General features: G+C 70.7%; 24 protein-coding genes. 16 read left to right on the top strand and 8 right to left on the bottom strand.

All coding sequences use genetic code 11. The annotated features are described in order from the left end of the window. From ACSVDD_RS10540 to ACSVDD_RS10530, 3 genes are read left to right on the top strand one after another with little or no spacing between them, the layout of a single operon-like run. Positions 1–738: an ATP-binding protein gene (locus ACSVDD_RS10540; protein ID WP_448189301.1), complete on the top strand. Its 738-nt coding sequence runs from the start codon at positions 1–3 to the stop codon at positions 736–738. Then, positions 735–1,928, top strand: coding sequence for a response regulator (locus ACSVDD_RS10535; protein ID WP_448189300.1), 1,194 nt, complete (start codon positions 735–737; stop codon positions 1,926–1,928). Before ACSVDD_RS10540 ends, ACSVDD_RS10535 begins: the two co-directional genes overlap by 4 nt. Next, entirely contained in the window at positions 1,925–3,175 is a 1,251-nt protein-coding gene (locus ACSVDD_RS10530) for a PP2C family protein-serine/threonine phosphatase (RefSeq protein ID WP_448189299.1), read from the top strand. The genes ACSVDD_RS10535 and ACSVDD_RS10530 overlap by 4 nt, the downstream gene beginning before the upstream one ends. A gap of 21 nt (positions 3,176–3,196) precedes the next feature. Here ACSVDD_RS10530 and ACSVDD_RS10525 read toward each other — a convergent pair whose 3' ends face one another. Both ACSVDD_RS10525 and ACSVDD_RS10520 read right to left on the bottom strand, forming a co-directional pair. Then, complete coding sequence (locus tag ACSVDD_RS10525; RefSeq protein WP_448189298.1) at positions 3,197–3,802, bottom strand: chemotaxis protein CheX; 606 nt, start codon at positions 3,800–3,802, stop codon at positions 3,197–3,199. After that, on the bottom strand, positions 3,799–4,158 hold the full coding sequence (locus ACSVDD_RS10520; RefSeq protein WP_448189297.1) for a response regulator: 360 nt from the start codon (positions 4,156–4,158) through the stop codon (positions 3,799–3,801). Before ACSVDD_RS10520 ends, ACSVDD_RS10525 begins: the two co-directional genes overlap by 4 nt. A 180-nt stretch (positions 4,159–4,338) precedes the next feature. On the opposite strand from ACSVDD_RS10520, the gene ACSVDD_RS10515 reads away from it, so the two are divergent. From ACSVDD_RS10515 to ACSVDD_RS10505, 3 genes are all read left to right on the top strand, one after another. Further along, on the top strand, positions 4,339–4,779 hold the full coding sequence (locus tag ACSVDD_RS10515; RefSeq protein ID WP_448189296.1) for a putative toxin-antitoxin system toxin component, PIN family: 441 nt from the start codon (positions 4,339–4,341) through the stop codon (positions 4,777–4,779). A 66-nt stretch (positions 4,780–4,845) separates the two neighbouring features. Continuing rightward, a complete protein-coding gene (locus ACSVDD_RS10510) occupies positions 4,846–5,268 on the top strand; it encodes a hypothetical protein (protein WP_448189295.1) in 423 nt (140 codons plus the stop codon). 67 nt (positions 5,269–5,335) lie between these two features. Beyond that, positions 5,336–6,706, top strand: coding sequence for a DUF1329 domain-containing protein (locus ACSVDD_RS10505; RefSeq protein WP_448189294.1), 1,371 nt, complete (start codon positions 5,336–5,338; stop codon positions 6,704–6,706). Positions 6,707–6,709: 3 nt separating this feature from the next. Here the strand turns inward: ACSVDD_RS10505 and ACSVDD_RS10500 are convergent, their stop codons facing one another. Continuing rightward, positions 6,710–7,132 carry a Fur family transcriptional regulator gene (locus ACSVDD_RS10500; protein ID WP_448189293.1) on the bottom strand — a complete coding sequence of 141 codons (423 nt, stop codon included), beginning with the start codon at positions 7,130–7,132 and terminating at the stop codon, positions 6,710–6,712. Positions 7,133–7,321: 189 nt separating this feature from the next. Here ACSVDD_RS10500 and ACSVDD_RS10495 point away from each other — a divergent pair, with 189 nt between their 5' ends. Then, positions 7,322–7,843 carry a superoxide dismutase family protein gene (locus ACSVDD_RS10495; RefSeq protein WP_448189292.1) on the top strand — a complete coding sequence of 174 codons (522 nt, stop codon included), beginning with the start codon at positions 7,322–7,324 and terminating at the stop codon, positions 7,841–7,843. A gap of 141 nt (positions 7,844–7,984) precedes the next feature. Beyond that, positions 7,985–9,253, top strand: coding sequence for a DEAD/DEAH box helicase (locus ACSVDD_RS10490; protein ID WP_448189291.1), 1,269 nt, complete (start codon positions 7,985–7,987; stop codon positions 9,251–9,253). Positions 9,254–9,331: 78 nt separating this feature from the next. Here ACSVDD_RS10490 and ACSVDD_RS10485 read toward each other — a convergent pair whose 3' ends face one another. Then, positions 9,332–10,249: an amidohydrolase family protein gene (locus ACSVDD_RS10485; RefSeq protein WP_448189290.1), complete on the bottom strand. Its 918-nt coding sequence runs from the start codon at positions 10,247–10,249 to the stop codon at positions 9,332–9,334. Positions 10,250–10,392: 143 nt separating this feature from the next. On the opposite strand from ACSVDD_RS10485, the gene ACSVDD_RS10480 reads away from it, so the two are divergent. Together ACSVDD_RS10480 and ACSVDD_RS10475 are read left to right on the top strand one after the other, a co-directional pair. Then, entirely contained in the window at positions 10,393–11,670 is a 1,278-nt protein-coding gene (locus ACSVDD_RS10480) for an MFS transporter (RefSeq protein WP_448189289.1), read from the top strand. A 99-nt stretch (positions 11,671–11,769) separates the two neighbouring features. Next, on the top strand, positions 11,770–12,546 hold the full coding sequence (locus tag ACSVDD_RS10475) for a GntR family transcriptional regulator (RefSeq protein WP_448189288.1): 777 nt from the start codon (positions 11,770–11,772) through the stop codon (positions 12,544–12,546). A gap of 6 nt (positions 12,547–12,552) precedes the next feature. Here the strand turns inward: ACSVDD_RS10475 and ACSVDD_RS10470 are convergent, their stop codons facing one another. Both ACSVDD_RS10470 and cobT read right to left on the bottom strand, forming a co-directional pair. Continuing rightward, on the bottom strand, positions 12,553–14,232 hold the full coding sequence (locus ACSVDD_RS10470) for a methyl-accepting chemotaxis protein (protein ID WP_448189287.1): 1,680 nt from the start codon (positions 14,230–14,232) through the stop codon (positions 12,553–12,555). Between the two features lie 251 nt (positions 14,233–14,483). Further along, on the bottom strand, positions 14,484–15,512 hold the full coding sequence (gene cobT / locus ACSVDD_RS10465; protein ID WP_448189286.1) for a nicotinate-nucleotide--dimethylbenzimidazole phosphoribosyltransferase: 1,029 nt from the start codon (positions 15,510–15,512) through the stop codon (positions 14,484–14,486). A 136-nt stretch (positions 15,513–15,648) separates the two neighbouring features. Between cobT and cobS the strand changes: the two genes are divergently transcribed. The 6 genes from cobS (at position 15,649) to ACSVDD_RS10435 (ending at position 21,239) form a co-directional block, all read left to right on the top strand. Next, positions 15,649–16,446: an adenosylcobinamide-GDP ribazoletransferase gene (gene cobS, locus ACSVDD_RS10460; RefSeq protein WP_448189285.1), complete on the top strand. Its 798-nt coding sequence runs from the start codon at positions 15,649–15,651 to the stop codon at positions 16,444–16,446. Continuing rightward, positions 16,443–17,102, top strand: coding sequence for a histidine phosphatase family protein (locus tag ACSVDD_RS10455; RefSeq protein ID WP_448189284.1), 660 nt, complete (start codon positions 16,443–16,445; stop codon positions 17,100–17,102). Before cobS ends, ACSVDD_RS10455 begins: the two co-directional genes overlap by 4 nt. 15 nt (positions 17,103–17,117) lie before the next feature. Further along, positions 17,118–18,320 carry a DUF3142 domain-containing protein gene (locus ACSVDD_RS10450; protein WP_448189283.1) on the top strand — a complete coding sequence of 401 codons (1,203 nt, stop codon included), beginning with the start codon at positions 17,118–17,120 and terminating at the stop codon, positions 18,318–18,320. After that, entirely contained in the window at positions 18,307–20,349 is a 2,043-nt protein-coding gene (locus ACSVDD_RS10445) for a tetratricopeptide repeat protein (protein WP_448189282.1), read from the top strand. The genes ACSVDD_RS10450 and ACSVDD_RS10445 overlap by 14 nt, the downstream gene beginning before the upstream one ends. A 79-nt stretch (positions 20,350–20,428) precedes the next feature. Further along, a complete protein-coding gene (locus ACSVDD_RS10440; RefSeq protein WP_448189281.1) occupies positions 20,429–20,938 on the top strand; it encodes a pyridoxamine 5'-phosphate oxidase family protein in 510 nt (169 codons plus the stop codon). Between the two features lie 106 nt (positions 20,939–21,044). Then, on the top strand, positions 21,045–21,239 hold the full coding sequence (locus ACSVDD_RS10435) for a YgaP family membrane protein (protein ID WP_448189280.1): 195 nt from the start codon (positions 21,045–21,047) through the stop codon (positions 21,237–21,239). Between the two features lie 92 nt (positions 21,240–21,331). On the opposite strand, the gene ACSVDD_RS10430 is transcribed toward ACSVDD_RS10435, so the two are convergent. Together ACSVDD_RS10430 and ACSVDD_RS10425 are read right to left on the bottom strand one after the other, a co-directional pair. Beyond that, positions 21,332–21,916, bottom strand: coding sequence for an ActR/PrrA/RegA family redox response regulator transcription factor (locus ACSVDD_RS10430; RefSeq protein WP_448189279.1), 585 nt, complete (start codon positions 21,914–21,916; stop codon positions 21,332–21,334). Between the two features lie 14 nt (positions 21,917–21,930). Next, positions 21,931–23,271, bottom strand: coding sequence for an ActS/PrrB/RegB family redox-sensitive histidine kinase (locus tag ACSVDD_RS10425; RefSeq protein WP_448189278.1), 1,341 nt, complete (start codon positions 23,269–23,271; stop codon positions 21,931–21,933). Positions 23,272–23,312: the final 41 nt, after the last annotated feature.

Raw genomic sequence — 23,312 nt, 5'->3', positions numbered from 1 at the left:
TTGGCCGAGGCGTCCCACCCCGTTACCGCCCTGCACGGCCTGGGCGTTCCGCCCGAGCGCATGCTGCGGCTGGCCGCGGCCCTCGGCCTGTCGATGGACTCGGCGACGCCGGGCGCTTCGGGCGACGACGGCGCGCGCGTCGTGGTGCTGGTGAACGACACCGACACCGCCTCCGACCCCGTCCATTGGGCGCGGCCTTTCGCCGCATGGATCGAGACGGCACCGCTCGACGACGACGCCATCGCCACGCAGGTGGACCGTGCGGCGCACGCCGACCTCTACGCCTGCCTGACCACGGCCACCGCCAACCAGTTGCACCTTGCCGGACGGATCGTGGACGCCATCGACTCCCGCTGCCCGCTCGACGAGACCCGGCGCGACGACATCGAGCTGGTGCTGCACGAGGCCATCTCCAACGCGGTGGTGCATGGCAACCTTCAGGTGCAGGGCATGAAGGGCCTGAGCGTCGACGCGCTCGACCGCTTCTCGCACGATCTGGCCGCCCGCATGGCCGACCCCACCTACGCCGCCCGGCGCGTCGAGGTGAGCTGCTGGCTGAAGCCGGAAGGCGAACTGCTGGTCGAGGTCGCGGACGAGGGCTCGGGCTTCGTGCCGCACGGGCGCGACGGCGCCGCCGCCGGTGCGTCCGGCCGCGGGTTGGACCTGATCACCGCCATCGCCCAGCAGGTCGAGTTGCTGGATAACGGCCGGCGCATCCGCATACGGTTCGCGCTGTGACGGCGGAGCCCGCAGGCACCGACATCCGCCTGCCCATCTGTGACTGCCACATCCTGGTGGTCGACGACACCGACTTCAACCGCACGCTGATCGGCGCCATCCTCGACGAGGCCGGCTTCCGCAACGTCGGCTACGCCAAGGACGGCTTCGAGGCGCTGGAGAAGATCGCCGAGCGCGCGCCGGACCTGCTGATCCTCGACATCATGATGCCGGGCATGGACGGGTTCGAGGTGTGCCGGCGCCTGCGCGCCGACCACGCCTACGCCGACCTGCCGGTGCTGGTGCAGACCGCGTTGTCGAGCAGCGACGACCGCAACCGGGCCTTCGCCGCCGGAACCACCGATCTGGTCTCCAAGCCGCTGGACCGCGCCGAACTGCTGGCGCGCGTGCGCATCCACCTGGAAAACCGCGTGCTGATCCGCGACCTCCAACTCTACCGCGCGCGGATCGAGGGCGAGATGGCGATGGCGCGCTCGATGTACGAGCACCTGCTGCCCTCCACCTCGCTGCGCAACGGGCTGAAGCAGGCGTCGGGCGTCACGGTGCGTTCGCACACGCTGCTGTCCTCCGACATGGGCGGCGATCTGTGGGGCGTGCTGCGGCTGGCCGAGGGGCGCTTCGGGGTCTTTTTGCTGGACATGGCCGGGCGCGGCGTCTCGGCGGCGCTGAACGCGTTCCGCATGCACACGCTGATCCACGAACTGGCGGAACTGGGCGACGATCCCGCCGCCTTCCTGAGCGAGCTGAACGACCGCGCCGTCCGCCTGCTGGAATTGGGCGAGCACGCGGCCGTGCTTTATGGCGTCGTCGATGCGGCGCAGGGCCGCTTCCGCTACGCCGGGGCGGCGGGCACGGCGCCCATGGTGCTGCTGCCGGACGCGGCGGGGGGTGCTGCGCTGTTCGGCGACGCCGCCGGCCTGCCGGTGGGCGTCACGGCGGGCACCCGCTATGAGGCGCGGGAGCTGCCGTTCGCCGCCGGATCGACGCTGATGCTCTATTCCAACGCCGTGCTCGACGCGCTGAACGCGCCCTGCGGACCGGAGTGCCTGGAGCCGGTGATCCGCCGGGCGCTGGACGCCGGCGGGCCGGACCGCTTCGTCGCCGTGACCACGGCGCTGGAGGCGGCGCTGGGCGAGGTGCCCGGCGACGATCACACGCTGGTCTGGCTGGACCATGGGGATGCGCCATGACGGAACCCCAAATGGTCCAGAAGCCGGTGATGCCCGGCGACGACGCCCGCGTGATGATCGTCGACGACAATCGCGTCAACCGCCACCTGCTGATGGCGCTGCTGGAGCGCGGCGGCATCAAGCACGTGGAGATGGCTGAGGACGGCAACGATGCGCTGGCGCGCATGGAGAGTTTCCGGCCCGACCTCATCCTGCTCGACCTGATGATGCCGAACCTGGACGGGTTCGAGATGTGCCGCCAGCTGCGCGCCGACCCGCGCTGGAAGGATTTGCCGGTGCTGGTGCAGTCCAGCCTGAACCGCGCCGAGGATCGGGCGCGCGCCTTCGCGGCCGGCGCCACCGACTACGTCACCAAGCCGATCAACGCGATGGAACTGCTGTCGCGCGTGCGCATCCATTTGCAGAACCGCGCGCTGGTCAGCGACCTGCAAATGTACCGCTGCCGCACCGAGGCGGAGCTGGACCTCGCCCGCAAGATGCAGGAACGCCTGATGCCCTCGGCCGAGCGGCTGGCCGAGAGCGAAGCGGCGACCGGCATCGCCATCGACGCGCACTTCGCCCCCTCGTCCGAGCTGGGCGGTGACTTCTGGGACTTCCGGCGCGACGGCCAGGGCCGGCTGGTGGTCTATCTGGTGGACTTCTCCGGCCACGGCGTGGGGGCGGCGCTGAACACCTTCCGCCTGCACACCCTGGTCCAGCGCATGGACTTTGCCGCTTTCGACCCGGCCGAGTTCCTGGCGGCGGTCAACCGGCGCCTGTGCGCCCTGCTGCCCAGCGGGCAGTTCGCCACCATGCTGGCCGGCGTCATCGATCCGGAGTCCAACCGTTTCCTCTACGCCTCGGCCGGCTCCACCCGGCCGATGGTCTGGGGACCCGGCGAGGCGGAGCCTCGGCTGGGCGACAGCTCCGGCCTGCCGCTCGGCCTGTTGTCGAGCGTAGAGTACGAGACCCGTGCGGTGGATTTGCCGCCGGGCGGCCGGCTGTTCCTCTACTCCGATGCGGCCATCGAGATCCCGGTGGGCGAGGACGTGCTGGACGAGACGGGCTTGGCGCGGTTGATCCGCGACCAGCTGCACGAACCGGACGGCGCCCGCTTCCTGGAAACGCTGCTTCCCCGCCTCGCCGCCACCGGCCATATCGATGACGATTTGACGGCGCTGCTGGTGACGCGACGGGGCGACACCCCAAGCCTGCCCAGCCCGACAAGAGCCCGGCGGGTGGCGTGGCGGAACGAGGACACCGCGTAGGCTGGGTCGGGGCGCGTGCCCCTACTCTCCCAGCCCCTGAACCGCCTGACGAATCGCCTCGCGGAAGGCGTCGAGCGACGCGATGTCCAGCAGGAACAGCACGTGCCCGCGGGCGTCGCCGGACGCCAGCGCCACGGCGATGCGCACGAACAGCACGGGCTCCTCCGCACCGCCGATGAGCTGGCGGGGCGGGCCGGCGCGGTAGTCCGGCACGCTGCCCGACACCTCACCGTCGATCAGGTTGGAAAAGCTCGCCAGGCAGCCGTTCAAGATGATGTTGCCGATCTCGGCCAGCGCGTCCTGGTCGTCCGCGCTTGCGGTGTCGCCCTCGCCGGGGATCAGGCGGCGCACCAGCGCCAGGCCGCCCTGCTCGGGGAAGATCAGCATCGCCTCGCCGGCGAAGGGGCCGGTGAAGGTCTCGCGCACGGCACAGACGCGCTCGGGCTCGACCTCGGCGGCGATGCGCTGGCGCGTCGACACGGTGAGCGCGGGCACCGACAGCAGCACCTCCTCGCCGATCATTTCCGACAGCGCGGCGGCGGGCTGGCCCATGCCGATGTTGAACAGCTCGGCGATGGCGTCGGCGTCGGCCTCGTCCAGCACCAGCGGCAGCGGCGCGGCGCTCACAGCCCGGCCTCGGCGAGGAAGGCGCGGATCTTGTCCGTGGTGATCGGCTTGGGAATGAAGCCGCAGCCCAGCGCCTCGGCCTTCTTGCGCAAGGCGTCCTGCACGTTGGCGGTGAGGAAGCCCATGGGCAGCGCCGGGAACCGCTCGCGCAGGCGCCCGGCCAGTTCCAGCCCGTCCATGACCGGCATGTTGTAGTCGAGGATGGCCGCGTGCGGCGTCTTGCCGTCGGTCAGGGCCAGCGCTTCCTCGCCGCCGGAGGCGACCAGCACCGTCCAATCGGGGTGCAGCGACTTGACCACGCTGCTCACCATGTCCCGCGCAAGCCGGCTGTCGTCGACGATGAGAACGGTCGTCATGCCCAGGCCACCCCTTTAGGTTCGCAAGCCCGACCTTCTACCCCAACCCGCGCGGCGCCACAAGCGCACGCCTGAGGTTCCCTTGTCAAAGTCATGGTCAAGCCGACGCTAATACTTCGGTCGGGCATTTTTTGTCACTCCGCGGGTTCATTTCTTTCTGTGAACACGGTATAGGACGTCATGCCCGACGCCCGCCGTTTCGTTTTGGACACGAATGTCCTGGTCAGCGCCGCCCTTCTGCCCGAGGGCGGCGTTCGGCGTTACGAACCCACCCGCCTGTGCGTCGAGATCGCCCGGCGCGACGGCGTGCTGCTGGTGTCCGACGCCACGTTGGCGGAGTTGCGCGCGGTGCTGCTGCGCCCCACCTTCGACCGCCTCAAGCCGCGCGCCGAGCGCGAGGCCTTCCTGGCCGCCGTCGAGGCGCAAGCCGAACGCGTCGAGCCCGCCGAGGGGGTACGGCTGTGCAGCGACCCGGACGACGACATGTTCCTGGCGGTGGCGCTGGCCGGCAACGCCGACGTGCTGCTCACCGAGGACAAGGCGGTGCTGGCGCTGCGCGCGGTGGGCGGCACGCGCATCCTGCGGCCGATCGCGTTCGCCCGGAGCCTGTCCGTCGATTGAGGCTCGACAAACGGGCCGCGATTAGTAGAATGAACCGTGAACATTTCGCAACCCGCGGATGGAGCGATGAGCACGGACGCGGCCACCGGCGCCCAACCCCTTCTGTTCGACAGCCTGCCGGAGACGGAGTCCTCCGCGCGGCGCAAGCCCCGCCGCGCCCGCGCCGCGCCCGAGCCGGTGGCGGTCGAGCGCGTGTCGGAGCCTGCCCCGCCCCCCCGGCCGTTCCCCCCGCCACCCGCCCCCGTGCCCGCCCCGCCGCAGGTTGCCGCACCGCTCGACCCGGCGGCGCTGACCAACCCGGAGCTGCGCGCGCTGGTGCGCGGGCTGTCGGATTTGCGGCTGAGCTATCTGCTGGTCGAAGCGGCGCGCGAGCTGAAGCAGCGGGTGCAGCCCGATGTGGACGAGGACGGTGTCGTCGCCGATCCCAACCCCTCTCTGCTGCGCGCCGCGCGCCTCGCGGTGGCCGAGCTGTCGGGCGAGGACGACTGACCGGTTGCGCGGCGCGGCGGAACCGGCACAATGCGGGACGCCCCTCCGCCGACCTCCGGGATTCCCCATGGCCTCCGTTTCCACCGCTGTGTTCGCGCGTGCCCTGGCCGGCGCCGTCCTGGCGCTGGCGCTCGCCGCGCCGGCCCTGGCGGCGGACCCGGTGCCGACACCAGCGCCGGAACCGGTTCTCGGGGGGGAGCTGACGCCGTTCGGCGCCATCCGCGCCGCCAACCGGAACCAGACCATCCCGGCCTGGACCGGCGGCATGGCCGAGCTGCCGCCGGAGTACGTCGCCGGCAAGCACATGCGCGATCCCTTCCTGGAGGACACGCGCTGGTTCACCGTCAAGGCGGCGGATATCGGGCGTTACAAGTCGCGCCTGTCCGCCGGCCTGATCGCGCTGTTGAAGAAGTATCCGGCGAGCTTCGAGATCCCCATGTACCAGACGCGGCGGACAGCCGTCGCGCCGAAGCGCATCTACGACGCCAGCATCGAGAACGCCGGGCGCGCCAGGGCGTCGGAGAACGGTCTGGCGATCAGCGGCGCCAAGGTCGGGATCCCGTTTCCGGTGCCCACGTCCGGCGAGCAGGCGATGTGGAACCACCTGCTGCGCTGGCAAGGCGAGTCGGTCACACGCACCGCCGCCATTGCCATCCCGGACGAGCGCGGCAATTCCGCACCGGCGCTCTACCGCGAGGACCGTCTGTCGGCCTACGCCGCCGGGCAGGACGGCCCGGTGGCGCTGTACCGGCGCCGCACCGGCCTGAGCCCGGCCGAGGTGGCGGGCGTCACGCTGCTGACGCAGCAGATTTTCAACCCGCTCCAGCGCCCTCCGGTCACGTGGTACAAGGCGGCGGGCGACAAGGCGCTGCCGGTGCGGGCGCCCGACTTCGGCTACGACACGCCCGACCCGGCGACCGGCGGCCTGCGCACCGCCGACATGACGGACATGTTCAGCGGCCTGCTCGACCGCTTCGATTTCCACCTCCTGGGCCGGCGCGAGATGTACGTGCCGTACAACGCGTGGCGCCTGACCACGCCCGATCTGACGGTGGAGGAGGTGTTCTGGTCGGCGCACCCGAACCCGACGCTGCTGCGCTATGAACTGCACCGGGTCTGGGTGGTCGAAGCGACGCTGAAGCGCGGCCTGCACCACAGTTTCCCGCGGCGCGTCTACTATCTCGACGAGGATTCCTGGCAGATCCTCATGGCCGACCATTTCGGCCAGGACGGCGAGTTGGCCCGCTACGCCGAGGCGCACCCCATCGTGCACCCCCAGGTGCCGGTCCTGCTGCCGGCGCGCGAGGTGACGTATGACCTCGCCAGCGGGCGCTATGTGGTGAGCGGCCTGGACGGCACCGAGAAGCCACCGATCTTCGACAAGCCCCTCAAGCCCGAAGACTTCGCGCCCGAGACGCTGATGCCGAAGCCGCGCTGACGCCTACCGCTTTTCGTCCTCGGTCAGCGGCACGCCGTAGATCTCCAGCCGGTGGCCGACGATGCGATAGCCCAGCTCGCGGGCGATGCGTTCCTTCATCGCTTCCAGCTCGGGGTTGGTGAACTCGATCACCTGACCGGTGCGGGTGTCGATCAGATGGTCGTGGTGGATGCCGCGCTTTTCCTCATAGCGGGCGCGGCCGTCGCCGAAGTCCACCTTGTCCACCACATCCGCGTCCTCCAGCAGGCGCATGGTGCGGTAGACGGTGGCGATGGAGATGCGCGAATCGATGCGCACGGCGCGGCGATGCACCTCCTCGACGTCGAGGTGATCTTCCGCCTCCGACAGAACCTGCGAGATGACGCGGCGCTGGCCGGTCATCTTCAACCCCTTTTTCAGACACTCCGCCTCAAGCCGTGACGACATGCGCTCCCGACCTCCCGCTTCGAACAGACGACGATCATAATGCCGGCACTACGCCCACCGATTGAGCATTGGCGCGACAGAACGCCGCATCTATGCCTAATCGCCCGTTGACGCAATGGCCCTGCTGCCGCTGCAATGGGAAAGCCGCCCCACGCGCGGGACCGGCGCAACGAAAAGGGAGAGGGAAACATGAAGCTTTTCGCGACCGCCGCCGCGGCGGCTGTGTTGGCGCTGTGCGCCGGGTCCGCCCTGGCGCAGGGCGCGCCGGGCGCCACCGCCGCCCTCAAGGACGCGCAGGGCAAGGGCGTCGGCACGCTCACGCTGACGCAGCAGCCCGGCGGCGTCGTCATCCGCGGCGAACTGGAAGGGCTGCCGCCCGGCTGGCACGCCATCCACATCCACACCGCCGGCAAGTGCGAGCCGGACTTCGCGGCGGCCGGCGGGCACTTCAACCCGGCGGGCGTCAAGCACGGGCTGGCCGGCAAGGAACCGCACGCCGGCGATTTGCCGAACTTCTTCGTGGACGAGCGCGGCCACGCCCGGTTCGAGGCGATGACGCACGGCGTCACCATGACCGACGGCGCGGCGAACGGCCTGTTCGGCCCGAACGGCACCTCGTTCATCATCCACGCGAAGAACGACGACTACGTCACCGACCCCGCCGGCGCCTCTGGCGACCGCATCGCCTGCGGCGTCATCAAGAAGGGGTGATTCCCTGCTGAACAGGGGGGCCATGCGCCCCCCTGGCCCTGCAAACCTTGCCATTGCAGCGTGTTGGGCCTATTTCAGGGGCATCGAGGCCCCCACGATCCCGTGCGGGGCGGCGCCTGGAAGCAGGGTTTTCCCCTCCGCATGACCGAATTCAAAGACCTCGGCCTGATCGAGCCCCTTCTGCGCGCCGTCGAGGCGGAGGGCTATCACACCGCCACGCCCATCCAGGCGCAGGCCATCCCGCACCTGCTAGCCGGGCGCGACGTTCTGGGCCTTGCGCAGACCGGCACCGGCAAGACCGCGGCCTTCGCGCTGCCGATCCTCCAGCGCCTGTCGGCGACCCGTAAGCGCAACGCCGGCAAGACCATGCGCGCGCTGATCCTGACGCCGACGCGCGAGCTCGCCTTGCAGATCCGCGACGGCTTCAACACTTACGGCGGCCATCTGCCTATCCGCTGCACGGTGGTGCATGGCGGCGTGGGGCAGATGCCGCAGGTGCACGCGCTGGCCCGCGGCACCGAGGTGCTGGTGGCGACGCCCGGCCGCCTGCTCGACCTAATGGCGCAGCGACACGCGGTGCTGAACGAGGTCGAGGTGTTCGTGCTGGACGAGGCCGACCGCATGCTCGACATGGGCTTCATCAACGACGTGCGGACCATCGCGGCGCAGCTGCCGAAGGACCGGCAGACGCTGCTGTTCTCCGCCACCATGCCCGATCCGGTGGTGAAGCTGGCGGCCAGCATCCTCAAGAACTACGAGCGCATCGAGGTGGCCCCGCAATCCACCACGGTGGAGCGCGTCGATCAGCGCGTGCTGTTCGTCGAGCGTTCCAACAAGCGCAACCTGCTGGCCTCGCTGCTGAGCGACGACAGCATCATGCGCACCATCGTCTTCGCCCGAACCAAGCACGGCGCCGACCGCGTCGCCGAGCATTTGAAGAAGGCCGGCGTCTCGGCGGATTCGATCCACGGCGACAAGTCGCAATCGGCTCGCCAGAAGGCGCTGGATGGCTTCCGCGCGGGCGACGTGCGGGCGCTGGTGGCGACCGACATCGCGGCGCGCGGCATCGACGTGGACGGCGTGACGCACGTCATCAACTTCGACCTGCCGAACGAGCCGGAAAGCTACGTCCACCGCATCGGCCGCACGGCGCGCGCCGGCTGCGAGGGCATGGCGCTGTCGTTCTGCGACGCCGACGAGGTGGCGTACCTGAAGGCCATCGAGAAGACGATCCGGCAGACGGTCCCGGCCGACGCCAGCCACCGCTACCACGCGGCTGATGTGGCGCAACTGCACGCGTCGGTGCCGAAGAAGCAAAGCAACGCGCCGAAGCCGCAGGCCCGGCATGACCGCCGCCCGCCGCAGCACGGCGGCGGCAACAGCGTCCCGCGCCGCCGTCCGGCGGCGTAACCTCTATCTCCCTCCCCCGCTTCCAGCGGGGCGAGGGAAGGGGCCCACGAAGTGGGAAGGGGGGCTACGGCTTCTCGGTCAGGCCGCCGCCCCCACCCTCCCAAGCTTCGCTTGGGTCCCTCCCTCCCCCAGCAGGGCTGGGGGAGGGCTGACATCTCCCAGCCGGAACAGCGCGCGCGGCGTGTCGATCAGCACGGCCGCACGCTCCCGCGGGTCGGGCAACCATGTGTCGAGCTGCGCCCGCGCCGCCGCGTGGCTGGACACCGCCTCGAACTGCGTGTGCGGCCAGTCGCTGCCCCAGACCAGACGCTCCACCCCGAGATGCCGCTTCAGCAGCGGCACCGCCGCCTGCGCCACGCTTCCGTCGCCGTTCCGGTAAGCGCCCGACAGCTTCACCCAGACGCGCCCGCCCTCCCCCAGCGACAGCAAATGTCGGAAGCCGGGGTCCTCGACGCCCAAAACCGGGTCCGGCCGCCCGAAATGGTCGAGCACGACGCTGACCCCGGCGCGCAGCAGCGGACCAAGCAGGCCCGGCAGACGCCGCGCTTCCACCTGGATCTCCACCTGCCAGCCGAAATCGGCGACGCGGCGCAGAAACAGCGGCCAGGGGTCGAGGTCCAGCGCCGGGTCCGGCCGGCCGATCAGGTTGAGCCGGATACCGACCACGCCCGCAATGTCCAACGCGTGCAGCAGCCCCTTGGGCGCCGCCGGGTCGAGCACCGCGATACCGCGCAGCCGTTGCGGCCAGCGGCGCAGCGCCGCCATCAGATAGCTGTTGTCGGTGCCGAGAAAGCTCGGCTGCACCAGCACGCCGTGCGACAGTCTCTGCGCCTCCAACTGCGCCAGATACGCGTCCGGCTTTGCGTCGTAGCCGGGGGCGTAGCGGCGCTCGCCGGCCAGAGGCAGGCCGCGCCGGAACACGTGGGCGTGGGTATCCACGCCGGTCACCGGCGCCCCCATGCCCATTGCCGCAGCCACTGCCCCCATGCTCGCCATGATGCACCCGTACTGGTTCGATCTCGTTAGAATGCTACACTCCTATATAGGACTAGACAAGCAGTGTTTCAGCAGGCACCATGGCCGTCAGGAAACGCAAGGCGCGTGATGAGGGCGCCGGATCGCGGCTGGGGAGAAAAACAATGTTCCGCTGGTTCTTCGAGATCACGCCCAAAGAGCGCAAGGCTTTCTGGGGCTGCTTCGGCGGTTGGACGCTGGACGCCATGGACGCGCAGATGTTCAGCCTCGCCATCCCGACGCTGCTGTCGCTGTGGCACATCAGCAAGGCGGACGCCGGCTGGCTGACCGCGGCGACGCTGATCGCCTCGGCGCTGGGCGGCTGGGTCGCCGGCTGGGCGTCGGACCGCTTCGGCCGCGTGCGCGTGTTGCAGGGGACCATCCTGTGGTTCTCGGTGTTCACGCTGCTGATCGCGCTGACCAACAGCTTCGACCAGTTGATGCTGGCCCGCGTGCTCCAGGGCTTCGGTTTCGGCGGCGAGTGGGCGGCCGGCGCCGTGCTGATGTCGGAGGCCATCCGCAGCGAGCACCGCGGCAAGGCGCTGGGCGCCGTGCAGTCGGGCTGGGCGGTCGGCTGGGGCGTCGCCGTGCTGCTGTACACCGCGCTGTTCTCGGTGTTCCCGGAAGCGGACGCATGGCGCTATCTGTTCTTCATCGGCATCCTGCCGGCGCTGCTGACCATCTTCATCCGTCGCGAGGTCGAGGAACCGGAGGTCTACGCCGCGACCAGGCGCGCCGCCGCGCCGGGCTCGTTCCTCGGCATCTTCCGCCCTGCCCTGCTGCGCAACACCATGTTCGGCGCGCTGCTCGGGGTCGGGTCGCACGGCGGCTATTACGCGCTGATGACCTTCCTGCCGACCTATTTGAAGACCGAGCGGCAGTTGTCGGTGCTGAACACCGGCGGCTATCTGATGGTCATCATCGTCGGCTCGTTCTTCGGCTACGTCGCCAGCGGCTACATGGCCGACCGCATCGGCCGGCGGCGCAACTTCCTGCTGTTCGCGGCGTGCTGCATCGCGGCGCTCAGCGTCTACCTGTTCCTGCCGATCTCCAACACGGCGATGCTGTTCCTCGGCCTGCCGCTGGGCTTCTTCGCCTCGGGCATCCCGGCGGGCATGGGGTCGTTCTTCGCCGAGCTGTTCCCCACCTCCGTGCGCGGCGCCGGACAGGGGTTCTGCTACAACTTCGGGCGCATCCTGTCGTCGCTGTTCCCGGTGTTCGTCGGCTATCTCAGCGCGACGCTGACGCTGGGCTATGCCATCGGCATCTTCGCCGGTATCGCCTACTTGATCGTCATCACCGCGGCCCTGCTGCTGCCGGAAACCAAGGGCACCATCCTGGTCGCCGACACCGGTGCGGCACCGCCGGCCGAGGCCGCCGTGGGCGAAGCCCGCACGGTGTGATCCGCCAGCACCGCACCATCCGCCCATTCGGGGCGGGTGGTGCAGTTCTGGTCATCTACAGGACTGGTCATACCGCTCGCCATTGCGCATACTGCGCCCATGCGACCGACCCCTGACATCTCCCCGGCCGACCTCGAACAGACCGACCGGCGCCTGCCGCTGTACGCCCGCCTGCGCGACGTGCTGACCCGCCACATCGCCGAGGGCGCCTGGCCGCCCGGCGAGGCTCTCCCGGCCGAGAACGCGCTGGCCGGCGGTTATGGCGTCTCGGTGGGCACCATGCGCAAGGCGTTGCAGCAGCTCGTCGACGAGGGGTTGCTGGAGCGCCGGCACGGCAGCGGCACATTCGTCCGCCGGGCACAGTTCGACAAGTCGCTGTTCCGCTTCTTCCGCCATGCCGGCGACAGCGGTGGCGATGGGGGCGGCGATAGGGGCGACATCCCGGTCAGCCGCATCCTGCGCCGCGAGGTAGTCCCCGCCGCCGAGGCGCCGGAGGCGGCGTTGGGCCTGCCCCCGGACGCCCCGGTGATCCGCATGCAGCGCCTGCGCCTGTGGGGCGACGAGCCGTTCCTGGCCGAGGATATCGTGCTGCCGCACGACCGCTTCCGCGCCTTCCTGGACATCCCGGTCGAGGAGCTGGGGCCGCTGCTCTACCCGGTGTACGAGACGCAGTGCGGTCAGGTGGTGGCGCGGGCCGAGGAGTTGCTGACCGTGGGCGAGGCGGACGCGGCGGTGGCGCGCCTGCTGCGCTGCCGGCCGGGCACGCCGATGGTGTCCATCGAGCGCACCGCCTTCGCCCACGACGGCACCGCGCTGGAATGGCGGCGCAGCCGCGGGCGGGCCGATGGGTTTTCCTACCGGGTGGAGATCCGGTAACGGGCTCTACGCCGCGCGGATGCCCGACAGGAAGCGCCCGACCTCGCCTCGCAGGCGTTCGGCGGCGGTGGCGAGTTCGCCGGCACCGCCCAGAACCTGCTCGGCCGCCGACCCGGCGTTGGCCGAGGCGCGGTTCACCCCGGTGATGTTCGTCGACACCGTACGCGCGCCCTGCGCCGCCTGATTGATGTTGCCGGCGATGTCGCGGGTCGCCGCGCCCTGCTCCTCGATGGCGGCGGCGATGGCGCTGGAAATGGCGTTCATTCGGCCGATCACCGCGCCGATGTCGCGGATCGCCGAGACGGCAGCGCCGGTCGCCTGCTGGATCTCGCCGATCTTGGCCTGGATCTCGTCGGTCGCCCGCGCCGTCTGGGTGGCGAGGCCCTTCACCTCCGAGGCCACGACCGCGAAACCCTTGCCGTGCTCGCCCGCCCGCGCCGCCTCGATGGTTGCGTTCAGGGCCAGCAGGTTGGTCTGTCCGGCAATGGTGTTGATCAGGTTCACCACCTCGCCCACCTCTTGGGCGGCGGTGGCGAGGCCGGCCATCAGTTGGTTGGTCCGGTCAGCCTCTTCCACCGCCTGCGTGGCGACGCTGCTGGAGGCGGCGACCTGACGGCCGATCTCCCGGATGGAGGCGGTCAGTTCCTCGGTGGCGCCGGCCACGGTGTTGACGCTGCTCGACGCCTCGTCGGCGGCGGCAGCGGCGGCGGCGGCCTGCCGGGTCGCCTCCTGGGTGGTGGAGGACAGCGCGCTGGCCGAGCCGTGCACGCTCTGGGCCGAGGTGGCGACCACCTCGACGACGCCGCGCACCGAATGTTCGAAGGCGTCGGCCAACTGGATCAGCATGGCCTTGCGCTCGGTCGCGTTGCGGGTCTGCGCCTCTTCCTGTTCCTGGCGCAGGCGGCGGTTGTCGATGCCGCGCTCCTTGAAGACGCGGACCGCCTGCGCCATGGTGCCGATCTCGTCGCGGCGCCCGGTGTCCGACACGTCTACGGTCAGATCATCCTCGGCCAGCCGGTGCATGATTCCGGTGAGCCGCAGCAGCGGCGTGCTGACCGACCGCGCGATCACATAGGCCAGCCCCAGCGCCACCATCGCGACCAGAACGCCGAGCAGGCCGGCCGCCAGCGCGTGCTTGCGGAAGTCGGCTTCGATGTTGTCGACGTAGACGCCGGTGCCGACCATCCACTTCCACTCCGGCGACAGCAGCCCATAGCCCAGCTTCGGGCTCGGCTCCGTAGAGCCCGGTTTCGGCCACGCGTAGGAGACGAATTCGCCGCCGCGCTGCGCCCCGGCGATCAGGTCGCGGATCAGGAAGACGCCGTTGGCGTCCTTGACGCCGATGAGGTTCTTGCCCTCCATGTCCGGCCGGCCGCCGTTGACCAGCGTGTTGCCGTCGAGTTCGTTGGCGAATATGTATTCAGTGCCGGCGTAGCGCATGGCGCGCAGGCTGTTGCGGGCCAGTTCCTTGGCCCGGTCAGCCGGCAACTCGCCGCGGATGGCACGCGCCTCGTAATCCTTGACGATGCCCAGCGCCGCCTCGGCGATCGAGCGCACCCGATCTTTGCTGTCCTGCACCTGCGCGTCCCGCAACGCGGACAGCAGCACGACACTGACGACGATCAGAGCCAGCACCGTGACCAGCGACAACAGCAGGAACTTAATACGTATGCTAATATTCTGCATAATTGAGCGCCTTCCCGGACAGGGTAGCCAGGATACAACGACAATCAGCAAAACAGGCGCGACAAAATGGCCAACGAGACCACCAAACCGAAGCAAAACACCACACTCACGCCTGGGGGCGGGCGGCGTTCAGAACTTGTAAACCGTGTTTCGGAATAAAAATACTTAACGACGATTAATGATTTCATTGTCACGCAACAATGAGCGGCAAGCCGCCGACTCCGAGACCGGGCGGCGGCTTGCCGTTCGACTCAGGTGCCCTTGCCGGCGACTCCGGCCTCGGCGAAGGTGGCCATGCCCGAGTGGCAGGCGGCGGCGGCCTTGACGAGGTTGATCGCCAGCGCAGCCCCCGAGCCCTCGCCCAGCCGCATGCCGAGGTCGAGCAGCGGCTTCTTGCCAAGCGCCTCCATGAGGTGGGTGTGCCCCGGCTCGACCGAGCGGTGGGCGACCATGCAATGGTCGAGCGCCCGGCGGTCGGCCTTGAACAGCACCGCGGCGGCGACCGTGCAGGCGTAGCCGTCGAGCAGCACCGGCACCCGCGCCATGCGCGCTGCCAGCACGGCGCCGGCGATGGCGGCCAGCTCGAACCCGCCCAGGCAGCGCAGCGCCTCGAACGGGTCGTCCTTGGCCTGCGGGTTGGCCTCCAGGCCGGCCTGCACGGCGGCCACCTTGCGGCGGAAGCCCTCGTCGTCCACGCCGGTGCCGCGGCCGACCCACTGCTCCGGCTCGCCGCCGAACAGCGCGCAGGCGATGGCGGCCGCCGCGGTGGAGTTGGCGATGCCCATCTCGCCGAGGCCGATGAGCTGCACGCCCATCTCCACCGCCATCATGCCGTAGGCCATGGCGCGGCAGCACTCTTCTTCATCCATGGCGGGGCCGGTGGTGAAGTCGCGCGTCGGGTTGTCGAGGTCCAGCTCGTAGACGCGCAGGTCGGCGTCCGCCACGTCGCAGAGTTGGTTCACCGCGGCTCCGCCGTTCTGGAAGTTGGCGACCATCTGCGCGGTGACCGACGCCGGGAAGGCGGAGACGCCGCGCGCCGCCACGCCGTGGTTGCCGGCGAACACCGCGACGCGCGGGCGGCGCACCTCGGGCGGGTGCTGGCCCTGCCACGTGGCGAGCCATTCCGCCAGCTCCTCCAGCCGGCCCAGCGCGCCGGGCGGCTTGGTGAGTTCGCGCTCGCGCTGCACGGCGGCGGTGCCGGCGCCCTGGTCGGGACCGGGCAGGTTGCGCACGAGCGCGCGGATTTCCTCGAACGTCAGGGCGGGCTGCGGATTGCTCATGATGCGAAGACCAAGCGGAATGGGAGGGGAAAATTCGGCGGGAGACTGGCAGGAATCGCGGGCGGGGTAAAGCGTTGCGGGCCGGTGGCCGCACGGCCCGCTCGCGCATGGCAGCGCTTTGGTTTAGGAAGGGCCGATGCCCGACACCGCCCCCCATCGCCCGCGCCACCGCGCCGCCTGGCTGGACGAGCTGATGCTCGCCGCCGTGTTCATGACGCGGCTGCCGCTCCGTCTCGGCCACCAGCCAGCGCCGGACCTGTACCCGCGCTCCATGGGCTGGTACCCGCTGGTCGGCGCGGCGCTGGGGCTGTTCGGCGGCGGGGTGTACGCGCTGGCCGGCCTTGCCAACCTGCCGCCCACCATCGCCGCCGTGCTGGTCGTGGCGGCGCTGGCCTGGGCCACCGGCGGGCTGCACGAGGATGGGCTGGCCGACGTCGCCGACGGCTTCGGCGGCGGGCGCACGCGGGAACGCAAGCTGGAGATCATGCGCGACAGCCGGGTCGGCAGCTACGGCGTGCTGGCGGTGGTGCTGGCGGTGGCGCTGCGGGTGTCGGCGCTGGCGGCGCTGGGTGGTCCGTCGGGTGGGCCGCTGGAGGTCGCGGCGGCGCTGGTCGCGGCGGCGACCTGCTCGCGCGCCGTGCTGCCGGCCATGGCCTGGACGATGGCACCGGCCCGCAAGGACGGCCTCGCCGCCGGGCACGGCTGCCCGCCGTCCAAGCGCGTCGTGCTGGCGCTGGCGCTGGCCGCCGTGGTGACGCTGAGCGCGGTCGGGCCGGCGGTGCTGGCGGTGGCGCTGGCATCCTCCACCGCGGCGGTGGCGACCGGACTGCTGGCGTTGCGGCACCTGCGCGGCTACACCGGCGACGTGCTGGGCGCCGCCCAGCAGGCGGCGGAGATCGCCGTCCTGCTCACCCTGGTAGGATTGCGCGGATGACTGCCCTGGAAACCACCACTGTGACCCGTTGGTGGCTGATCCGCCACGCCCCCGTGATCAACCCCGAGAGCCGGCTCTACGGCCAGGCGGACATCGAGGCCGACACCGGCGACGCCGGCTCCTTCCGCGCGCTGGCCGCGGCGCTGCCGCGCGGCGCCGTCTGGGTGGCGACTCATTTGCGCCGCACGCAGCAGACCGCCGCCGCGGTGCGCGCCGCCTGGGACGGCGAGGCGCCGCCGGCTCCCTTGGTCGAACCCACCCTGGCCGAGCAGAGCTTCGGCGAGTGGCAGGGCCTGACCTACGCCGAGCTGGACGCCAGCCGCCCGCAGGCGACGCACCGCTTCTGGCGCGCCCCCGCGGTCGAGCGCCCGCCGGGTGGCGAGAGCTTCGTGGAGGTGGTGGCGCGCGTGTCGGCGGCGATGGAGCGCCTGACCGCAGCGCACGCCGGGCGCGACATGGTGGCGGTGCTGCACGGCGGGCCGATTCGCGCGGCGCTGGTGCCCGCCCTGGGCCTCGATCCGGAGATGGCGCTGCGCTTCCGCGTGGACACGCTGTCGCTGACCCGGCTCGACCACATCGCGGTGCCGGGCTATCCGCCGGCTTGGCGGGTGGCGGGGGTGAACCTGCCGCCCGGCGCCATGCTGCCGCCGGGGTGACGGGAGGCGCGGCTCGTGCGGTACACGCATCTTGTCTTGCTTCTCCTGGGCCTCGTGGCCCGCTCCGCCGGTCCGGCCCCGATCCCGGCACACGACGCCTATGTCTGGCAACGCCTGTGGACGCCGCCGGTGATCGAGGCGGTGCAGCACTCCGCCGACTTCGTGCGGGCGTGGCGCGTCCTGGTCGCCGAGGCCGACGGCGCCGGGCGCTGGGCGTTGCCCGGTGTGGATTGGGGCGCTCTCGCGGCCAGCAGACGGCCGGTGGTCGCGGTGGTCCGCATCGACGGACAGCTTCAGACGCAGGAGTCCGACGCGCTGGCCGCCGACATCGCCGGCATCGTTGCGCGGGCGGGCGCGCACGGCATACCCCTCGCCGGGCTGGAGATCGACCACGACTGCGCCACCGCCCGGCTTGCCGGCTACATCCGGTTCCTGGCAAATGTGCGCGGCCAGTTGCCGGCGGGTCTGCCGGTCACCATCACGGCGCTCCCCGCGTGGCTGTCGGCGCCGCTGTTCGAGGATCTGGCGGCGCAGCCCGACGAGATCGTCTTGCAGGTCCACGCGGTGCGGAACCCGCGATTCGGACTGTTCGACGCGCGGCTGGCGCTGGGCTGGGCCGAGGCGCTGGCGCGGCGCACCGCCCGGCCGTTCCGCGTGGCGCTGCCGACCTACGGGTCGCGGGTCCACTGGGGCGAGGACGGCCGCCTCGTCGCGGTGGAAAGCGAGGCGCCGACGCTCAACGGAGACGGCGCGGCCAGCGAACTGGCGGCTTCGCCCGCGGCGGTCGCCGGCCTGCTGCGCGCGCTGGAGCGCTCGCCGCCCCGTCATTTCGCGGGCGTGGCGTGGTTCCGCCTGCCCATCACCACCGACGCGCGGGCGTGGAGCCCGGCGACGTGGCGGGCCGTGGTCCGCGGCGGATCTCTGCGCACCACAGTGGTGGGTGAAGCGAGGGCCACCGCCACGCCGGGCTTGGCGGACATCGTCCTCGCCAACGCCGGCGACATCGACGCTGACCTGCCGCGTTCGGTCGTGCTAGACGATTCCTGCACACTGGCGGACGGCATCAACGGCTACCGGCTGCGGCGCGACGGCAAGCACCCCACCCTGGAGTCCAGCCGGGAGGGGACGCTGCGCGGCGGCGAGCGGCGCGTGATCGGCTGGATGCGCTGCGCCATGGAGCAGGCCACGAAGCGGGAAATGATCGATGTTCGACCGTAAGCTGGCCGCGTTGGCCGTGATCGCCGGCATGGCCGTGTCGGGTGCCATCGCCTGCGGACCGGATTTCCCCTGGCAGCTCCTCGACCGCCGCGAGGAGACGCTGAAGGCGGCGCCGGCCAACAGCTTCGCCTTCGAGGCGGCGCGGCTCGTGCCGGCACCCGACGACGGCCTCAAGCCGGTGGAGGGCGATGACGCCGACAGCGCGCGCAAGCGCGCCGATGCGGAAGAGCCGACACCGGCCGCGCGGCTCTACACCGCCGGAGCGGTCGCCTTCCAGGCCAAGGATCTCGCGGCGGCAACGGCCCGCTTCGAGGAGGTGCTTGGCCTTCCCGAGCCGGATCGCCCGCGGCGCGCGGTCTGGGCCGCCTTCATGCTGGGCCGCATCGCCGCCGAGGGCGAGAACTGGGAGAAGGCCGAGCAGGCGTTCGCCCTGACCCGCACCCTGGCGCGCGCCGGAGCCCCCGACCCGCTGGGCCTCGCGGTCGCCAGCCTGGGCGAGCAGGGCCGGCTGCACCTCATCCGCGCCGAACGGCTGGTCAGCGAGGACGGGGTTCTGGCGTCCGCCGACGAAGACGCCTACGCCAGCGCGATGGACGCCGCGGTCACGCTGTACGCCGAACAGGCGGCGCGCGGGTCGCGCAACGGGCTGGATTCCCTGCGCGTGGTGGCCCGCCGGCTGACCGCGGTCCCACCGCTGCTCGCCGCCGCTTTCCCCAGGGCGCTCCCGCAACGGCTGATCGTCGCCTACGCGCAGGCGCGGACCGAGGGCGCCGAGGGCATGCTGGCCGACATCGTCGCGGCGCTGGACCAGCACGGCATCGACCGCGTGACCGGCGCCGACCGCCTTGCCTCGCTGGCCTACGGGCAGGCCCGCTACGACCTTGCCGGGCGCCTGGCGGACAAAGCGCCCGGCCCGCTCGCCGCGTGGGTCAAGGCGAAGCTGGCGCTGCAACGCGGCGACAGGACCGGAGCGGCGGGCTTCCTCGCCGAGGCGGCGCGGGCGTTCCCGACCGAGGGCGCCGCAGCGCTCGACCCGGACAACGCCACGCGGGTGCGCGGCGAAGCCGGCACGCTGGCGCTGGCGCGCGGCGAGTACGTCCACGCGCTGGAGCTGCTGTATCCCCTCGCCCTGACCTACTGGGGCGACGTCGTTCACATCGCCGAGCGGGTGCTGACCACCGACGAGTTGAAGGTCTTCGTCGACTCCAGGGGCAAGGACGCCCCCGCACCCTCGGCCGACGGGACGTCCGAACAACCGTGGACGACGCTCAGCGGATACCTGACGAAGCACCAGCTGTCGCTGGGCGACGTGCTGGCGCGGCGATTGATGCGGGATGGCCGGCACGGCGAGGCGCTGGGCTACTACAGTGACCCGCGGGTGGCCGGGCTGGCGGCCGACTACGTCCAGGTCCTGCGCGCGGCGCAGGACGGCTGGTGGAGCATCGACCGGGCGCGCGCGTGGCACCAGGCGGCGGTGCTGGCCCGCCGGGAGGGCATGGAGATCATGGGCACCGAGGCCGCGCCGGACTACGCCGTCTATTCGGGTTCGTTCGATGTCGGGCTCGGCCAGCGCACCCTCGACGGCCAACCGTACGTCAGCGACGGCGAGCGGCAGCGCTTCGATGCCAGCCGCGCCCGGCCCGACGAGCGCTACCACTACCGGTACCTCGCGGTGGCGCACGCGGAGGCCGCGGCAGACCTGCTGCCGCCCCGCTCGCAGGCGTTCGCGGCGGTGCTCTGTCAGGCGACCGGCTGGATGTACTCCACCGCCCGCGACGACCGCGCCCAGGCGCTCTACGCGCGCTATGTGAAGGACGGGCCGCTGGTGGAGTGGGCCGAGCACTTCGGCCGCGACTGCCCGGAGCCGGATTTCGACAGCGCCGCGCAGCGGCAGCTCGCCTATCACTGGATGGACGCCCGCGACTGGGCGCACGGGCATCGCTGGCCGCTGGCCGCCGCGGCAGTCCTGTTCTTCGCCGGGGTGGCTGGACTGTGGGCCATTCGGCGTCGGCGGGGCGCGCCGGCCTGACGGTCCGCCGCAGCGGAACTTCCGTGCCGGGCCGCCGGTTTTTTGAAGTCCGAAGGGGCTACCAAGAGAGAGGATCGCCATGGGACGGGAGGCCACCGACCGCGACGCCGCCGACAAGCTCTGGCAGATGATCAAGGATATGCGGATCGCCATGTTGACCACGCTGGACGACAACGGCCATCTGCACGCGCGCCCGATGGGCACGCTGCCGCACGCGGGGTTCGACAACGCCACGCTGTGGTTCTTCACCGACGCGCACTCCGACAAGGCGACCGAGATCGAGCGGCATTGGCGCGTCAACCTCGCCTACGCCAACCCGTCCGCGCAGAACTACGTCTCGGTGTCCGGCGTGGCCGAACTGGTGCGCGACAAGGACAAGATCCGCCACCTCTCGAGTGAGATCATGACCACGTGGTTCCCCAAGGGGACGGACGATCCCAACATCGCGCTCATCAAGGTGACCGTCGATTCCGCCGAGTACTGGGACAGCCCGTCCAGCACCATGGTCTGGGCCTACGGCTATGCGAAGGCCAAGCTGACCGGCGAACGGCCCAACCCCGGCGAGAACGCGCGGGTGGCGTTCCAATAGAGACACGCAAACAAGCGTCTTCTCATGTGACTCCGTCACAGACCCGCCATGCCCACAGGCGTAGAAAGGACTTACGAGAACGCAAACCCCTTTCGGAGTTCCTTCCATGCTCGGCAGCAATGTTGGTGGCGTCGATCGCGCGCTGCGGGCCGTCGTCGGCCTGATCCTGATCGCCCTGGTGTTCGTCGGCCCGCAGACCCCGTGGGGCTGGGTCGGCCTGATCCCGCTGCTGACCGCGGTGATCGGCTTCTGCCCGGCCTACACGCTGCTGGGCGTCAAGACCTGCTCGACCCAGCGCTGACGCACACACACGAAAAGCGGGCACACGAAAAAGCCCCCTTCCTTGCGGGAGGGGGCTTTTTCGTGTGCCTGGCTTCTTTTGCCGAAACAGGGTCAGCCGCGCGGGGCGTGCTTGTTGAGGATGCGTTGCAGCGTGCGGCGATGCATCTTCAGCCGGCGCGCCGTCTCCGACACGTTGCGGTCGCATTGCTCGAAGACGCGCTGGATGTGCTCCCAGCGCACGCGGTCGGCCGACATCGGGTTGTCCGGCGGCGCCGGCAGCGGGCGGCCATCGGCCAGCAGCGCCTGTTCCACCGCGTCGGCGTCGGCCGGCTTGGGCAGGTAATCCACGGCGCCGGCCTTCACCGCCGCCACCGCGGTGGCGATGTTGCCGTAGCCGGTCAGCATGACGATGCGGGCGTCCGGGCGGGCGTCGCGCAGAGTCTTCACCACGTCCAGGCCGCTGCCGTCCGCCAGCCGCAGGTCGACGACAGCGAAGGCCGGAGCGGATTCCTGCGCGACCTCGATGCCGACCTGAACCGAATCCACCGCGACCACGTTGAAGCCACGTTTCTCCATCGCACGCGCAAGGCGAATGCGGAACGGCGCGTCATCATCAACGATCAGAAGACTACGGGTAACGTCTCCGCTGAACGTGAGCTTTTCAACATCCGTGACGGGACTCTCGTCCGATGCCATCGCGTTATCCACTACTAGTCCTTTGGCTCTAGGATAGCACGGTCCCAGCGTACGACAACTCGCGCGCCACCGCCACGATTATTAGTGAACGACACGCTCGCGCCGGTCTTCTCGAGCAGTGTCTGCGCAATGAAAATCCCCAGCCCCATGTGCCCGCCACGCTCACCGCGGGTGGAGATGTAAGGCTCGCCGATGCGGCTGAGCACCTGAGGCGGAAAGCCGGGACCATCGTCGGTGACGCTGACCACCACCGCCCCGCGGTCCCAGCCGGCTTGCACGTTTACATGGCGCTCTGCAAATTGATGCGCGTTCTGAATGAAATTGCCGAGGCCGTGGATGATCTCGGGGGCGCGGCGGATCACCGGCTCCTCGTCGTTTTCGTTGGGCGCGGCTTCGACGTGGAACTCCACGGTGCCCAGCCGGTGCGGGGCGGCGGCGGCGTCGATCAGCGCGGTCAGCGGCAGCCGCTCGAACGGGTCGCCGCCATCGGCCTCGGGCTTGCGGGCGAGGTCGGCGAGGATCTCGCGGCAGCGCATGACCTGGCTTTGCAGCAGCGCCACGTCCTCGGCGAACTCGCTGTCGGGCGGCAGTTCCTTGGACAGCTCCTTGGCGACCACCGCGATGGTGCCGAGCGGTGAGCCCAACTCGTGCGCCGCCGCCGCGGCGAGCGCGCCCAGCGACGACAGCCGCTGCTCGCGCGCCAGCGCCACCTGGGTGGCGGCCAGCGCGTCGGCGAAGCGGCGCGCCTCGTCGGCGACGCGGAAGACGTACGCCGCGATGAACACCGCCGACACCGACAGCGACATCCACAACCCGAACGCCAGCAGCGGCGCCACCACCGGCGTCGGCTCGGCCCACGGCAGCGGGAAATGCCACAGCGCCAGAACGGTCAGGCAGAACAGGTTCAGCCCGGTCAGCAGCACCACGCTGTAGCGCGACAGGATCGCGGCACCCACGGTGATCGGCGCCAGCAAGAGCGCTGCGAACGGGTTGGACAGGCCGCCGGTGAGATACAGCAGCAGCGTCAGTTGCAGCATGTCGTAGGCGAGGTACAGCGCCGCATCACGGTCGGCCAGCCGCATCCGCCCGCCGCGCTGCGCCATCGCCACCATGTTGAGCAGCACCGAAGCGCCGATGGCCGCCAGCACCGGCCCGACCGGCAGCGCGTAGCCCAGCCAGCCCTGCACCATCAGCACGGTGGCGAGCTGCCCGACGACGGCGATCCAGCGGATGAAGATCAGCGTGCGCAGCGTCACCCGCCCATCCTTGGCCGACCAGATGCCGGGCGGCATGGCGAGCGCGGACGACATGCCCGAGCGGGGGGAGCCCGAGGAGGATGAGGCGGCGAGCGTCATGGGGCGGTTCCGTGTCCTGGTGTGGCCGGCCGGGCGTGGAC

This window comes from Azospirillum terrae (assembly GCF_053470425.1).
This window is presented reverse-complemented; position numbering and strand designations above follow the sequence as displayed.

What these genes read in the sequence shown, in the direction of transcription:
- ACSVDD_RS10530 (WP_448189299.1), top strand. Translation starts at nt 1,925, where the DNA reads ATGACGGAACCCCAAATGGTCCAGAAGCCGGTGATGCCCGGCGACGAC.
- ACSVDD_RS10520 (WP_448189297.1), bottom strand. Translation starts at nt 4,158, where the DNA reads ATGACGACCGTTCTCATCGTCGACGACAGCCGGCTTGCGCGGGACATG.
- ACSVDD_RS10515 (WP_448189296.1), top strand. Translation starts at nt 4,339, where the DNA reads ATGCCCGACGCCCGCCGTTTCGTTTTGGACACGAATGTCCTGGTCAGC.
- ACSVDD_RS10510 (WP_448189295.1), top strand. Translation starts at nt 4,846, where the DNA reads ATGAGCACGGACGCGGCCACCGGCGCCCAACCCCTTCTGTTCGACAGC.
- ACSVDD_RS10505 (WP_448189294.1), top strand. Translation starts at nt 5,336, where the DNA reads ATGGCCTCCGTTTCCACCGCTGTGTTCGCGCGTGCCCTGGCCGGCGCC.
- ACSVDD_RS10500 (WP_448189293.1), bottom strand. Translation starts at nt 7,132, where the DNA reads ATGTCGTCACGGCTTGAGGCGGAGTGTCTGAAAAAGGGGTTGAAGATG.
- ACSVDD_RS10495 (WP_448189292.1), top strand. Translation starts at nt 7,322, where the DNA reads ATGAAGCTTTTCGCGACCGCCGCCGCGGCGGCTGTGTTGGCGCTGTGC.
- ACSVDD_RS10490 (WP_448189291.1), top strand. Translation starts at nt 7,985, where the DNA reads ATGACCGAATTCAAAGACCTCGGCCTGATCGAGCCCCTTCTGCGCGCC.
- ACSVDD_RS10485 (WP_448189290.1), bottom strand. Translation starts at nt 10,249, where the DNA reads ATGGCGAGCATGGGGGCAGTGGCTGCGGCAATGGGCATGGGGGCGCCG.
- ACSVDD_RS10480 (WP_448189289.1), top strand. Translation starts at nt 10,393, where the DNA reads ATGTTCCGCTGGTTCTTCGAGATCACGCCCAAAGAGCGCAAGGCTTTC.
- ACSVDD_RS10475 (WP_448189288.1), top strand. Translation starts at nt 11,770, where the DNA reads ATGCGACCGACCCCTGACATCTCCCCGGCCGACCTCGAACAGACCGAC.
- ACSVDD_RS10470 (WP_448189287.1), bottom strand. Translation starts at nt 14,232, where the DNA reads ATGCAGAATATTAGCATACGTATTAAGTTCCTGCTGTTGTCGCTGGTC.
- cobT (WP_448189286.1), bottom strand. Translation starts at nt 15,512, where the DNA reads ATGAGCAATCCGCAGCCCGCCCTGACGTTCGAGGAAATCCGCGCGCTC.
- cobS (WP_448189285.1), top strand. Translation starts at nt 15,649, where the DNA reads ATGCCCGACACCGCCCCCCATCGCCCGCGCCACCGCGCCGCCTGGCTG.
- ACSVDD_RS10455 (WP_448189284.1), top strand. Translation starts at nt 16,443, where the DNA reads ATGACTGCCCTGGAAACCACCACTGTGACCCGTTGGTGGCTGATCCGC.
- ACSVDD_RS10445 (WP_448189282.1), top strand. Translation starts at nt 18,307, where the DNA reads ATGTTCGACCGTAAGCTGGCCGCGTTGGCCGTGATCGCCGGCATGGCC.
- ACSVDD_RS10440 (WP_448189281.1), top strand. Translation starts at nt 20,429, where the DNA reads ATGGGACGGGAGGCCACCGACCGCGACGCCGCCGACAAGCTCTGGCAG.
- ACSVDD_RS10435 (WP_448189280.1), top strand. Translation starts at nt 21,045, where the DNA reads ATGCTCGGCAGCAATGTTGGTGGCGTCGATCGCGCGCTGCGGGCCGTC.
- ACSVDD_RS10430 (WP_448189279.1), bottom strand. Translation starts at nt 21,916, where the DNA reads ATGGCATCGGACGAGAGTCCCGTCACGGATGTTGAAAAGCTCACGTTC.
- ACSVDD_RS10425 (WP_448189278.1), bottom strand. Translation starts at nt 23,271, where the DNA reads ATGACGCTCGCCGCCTCATCCTCCTCGGGCTCCCCCCGCTCGGGCATG.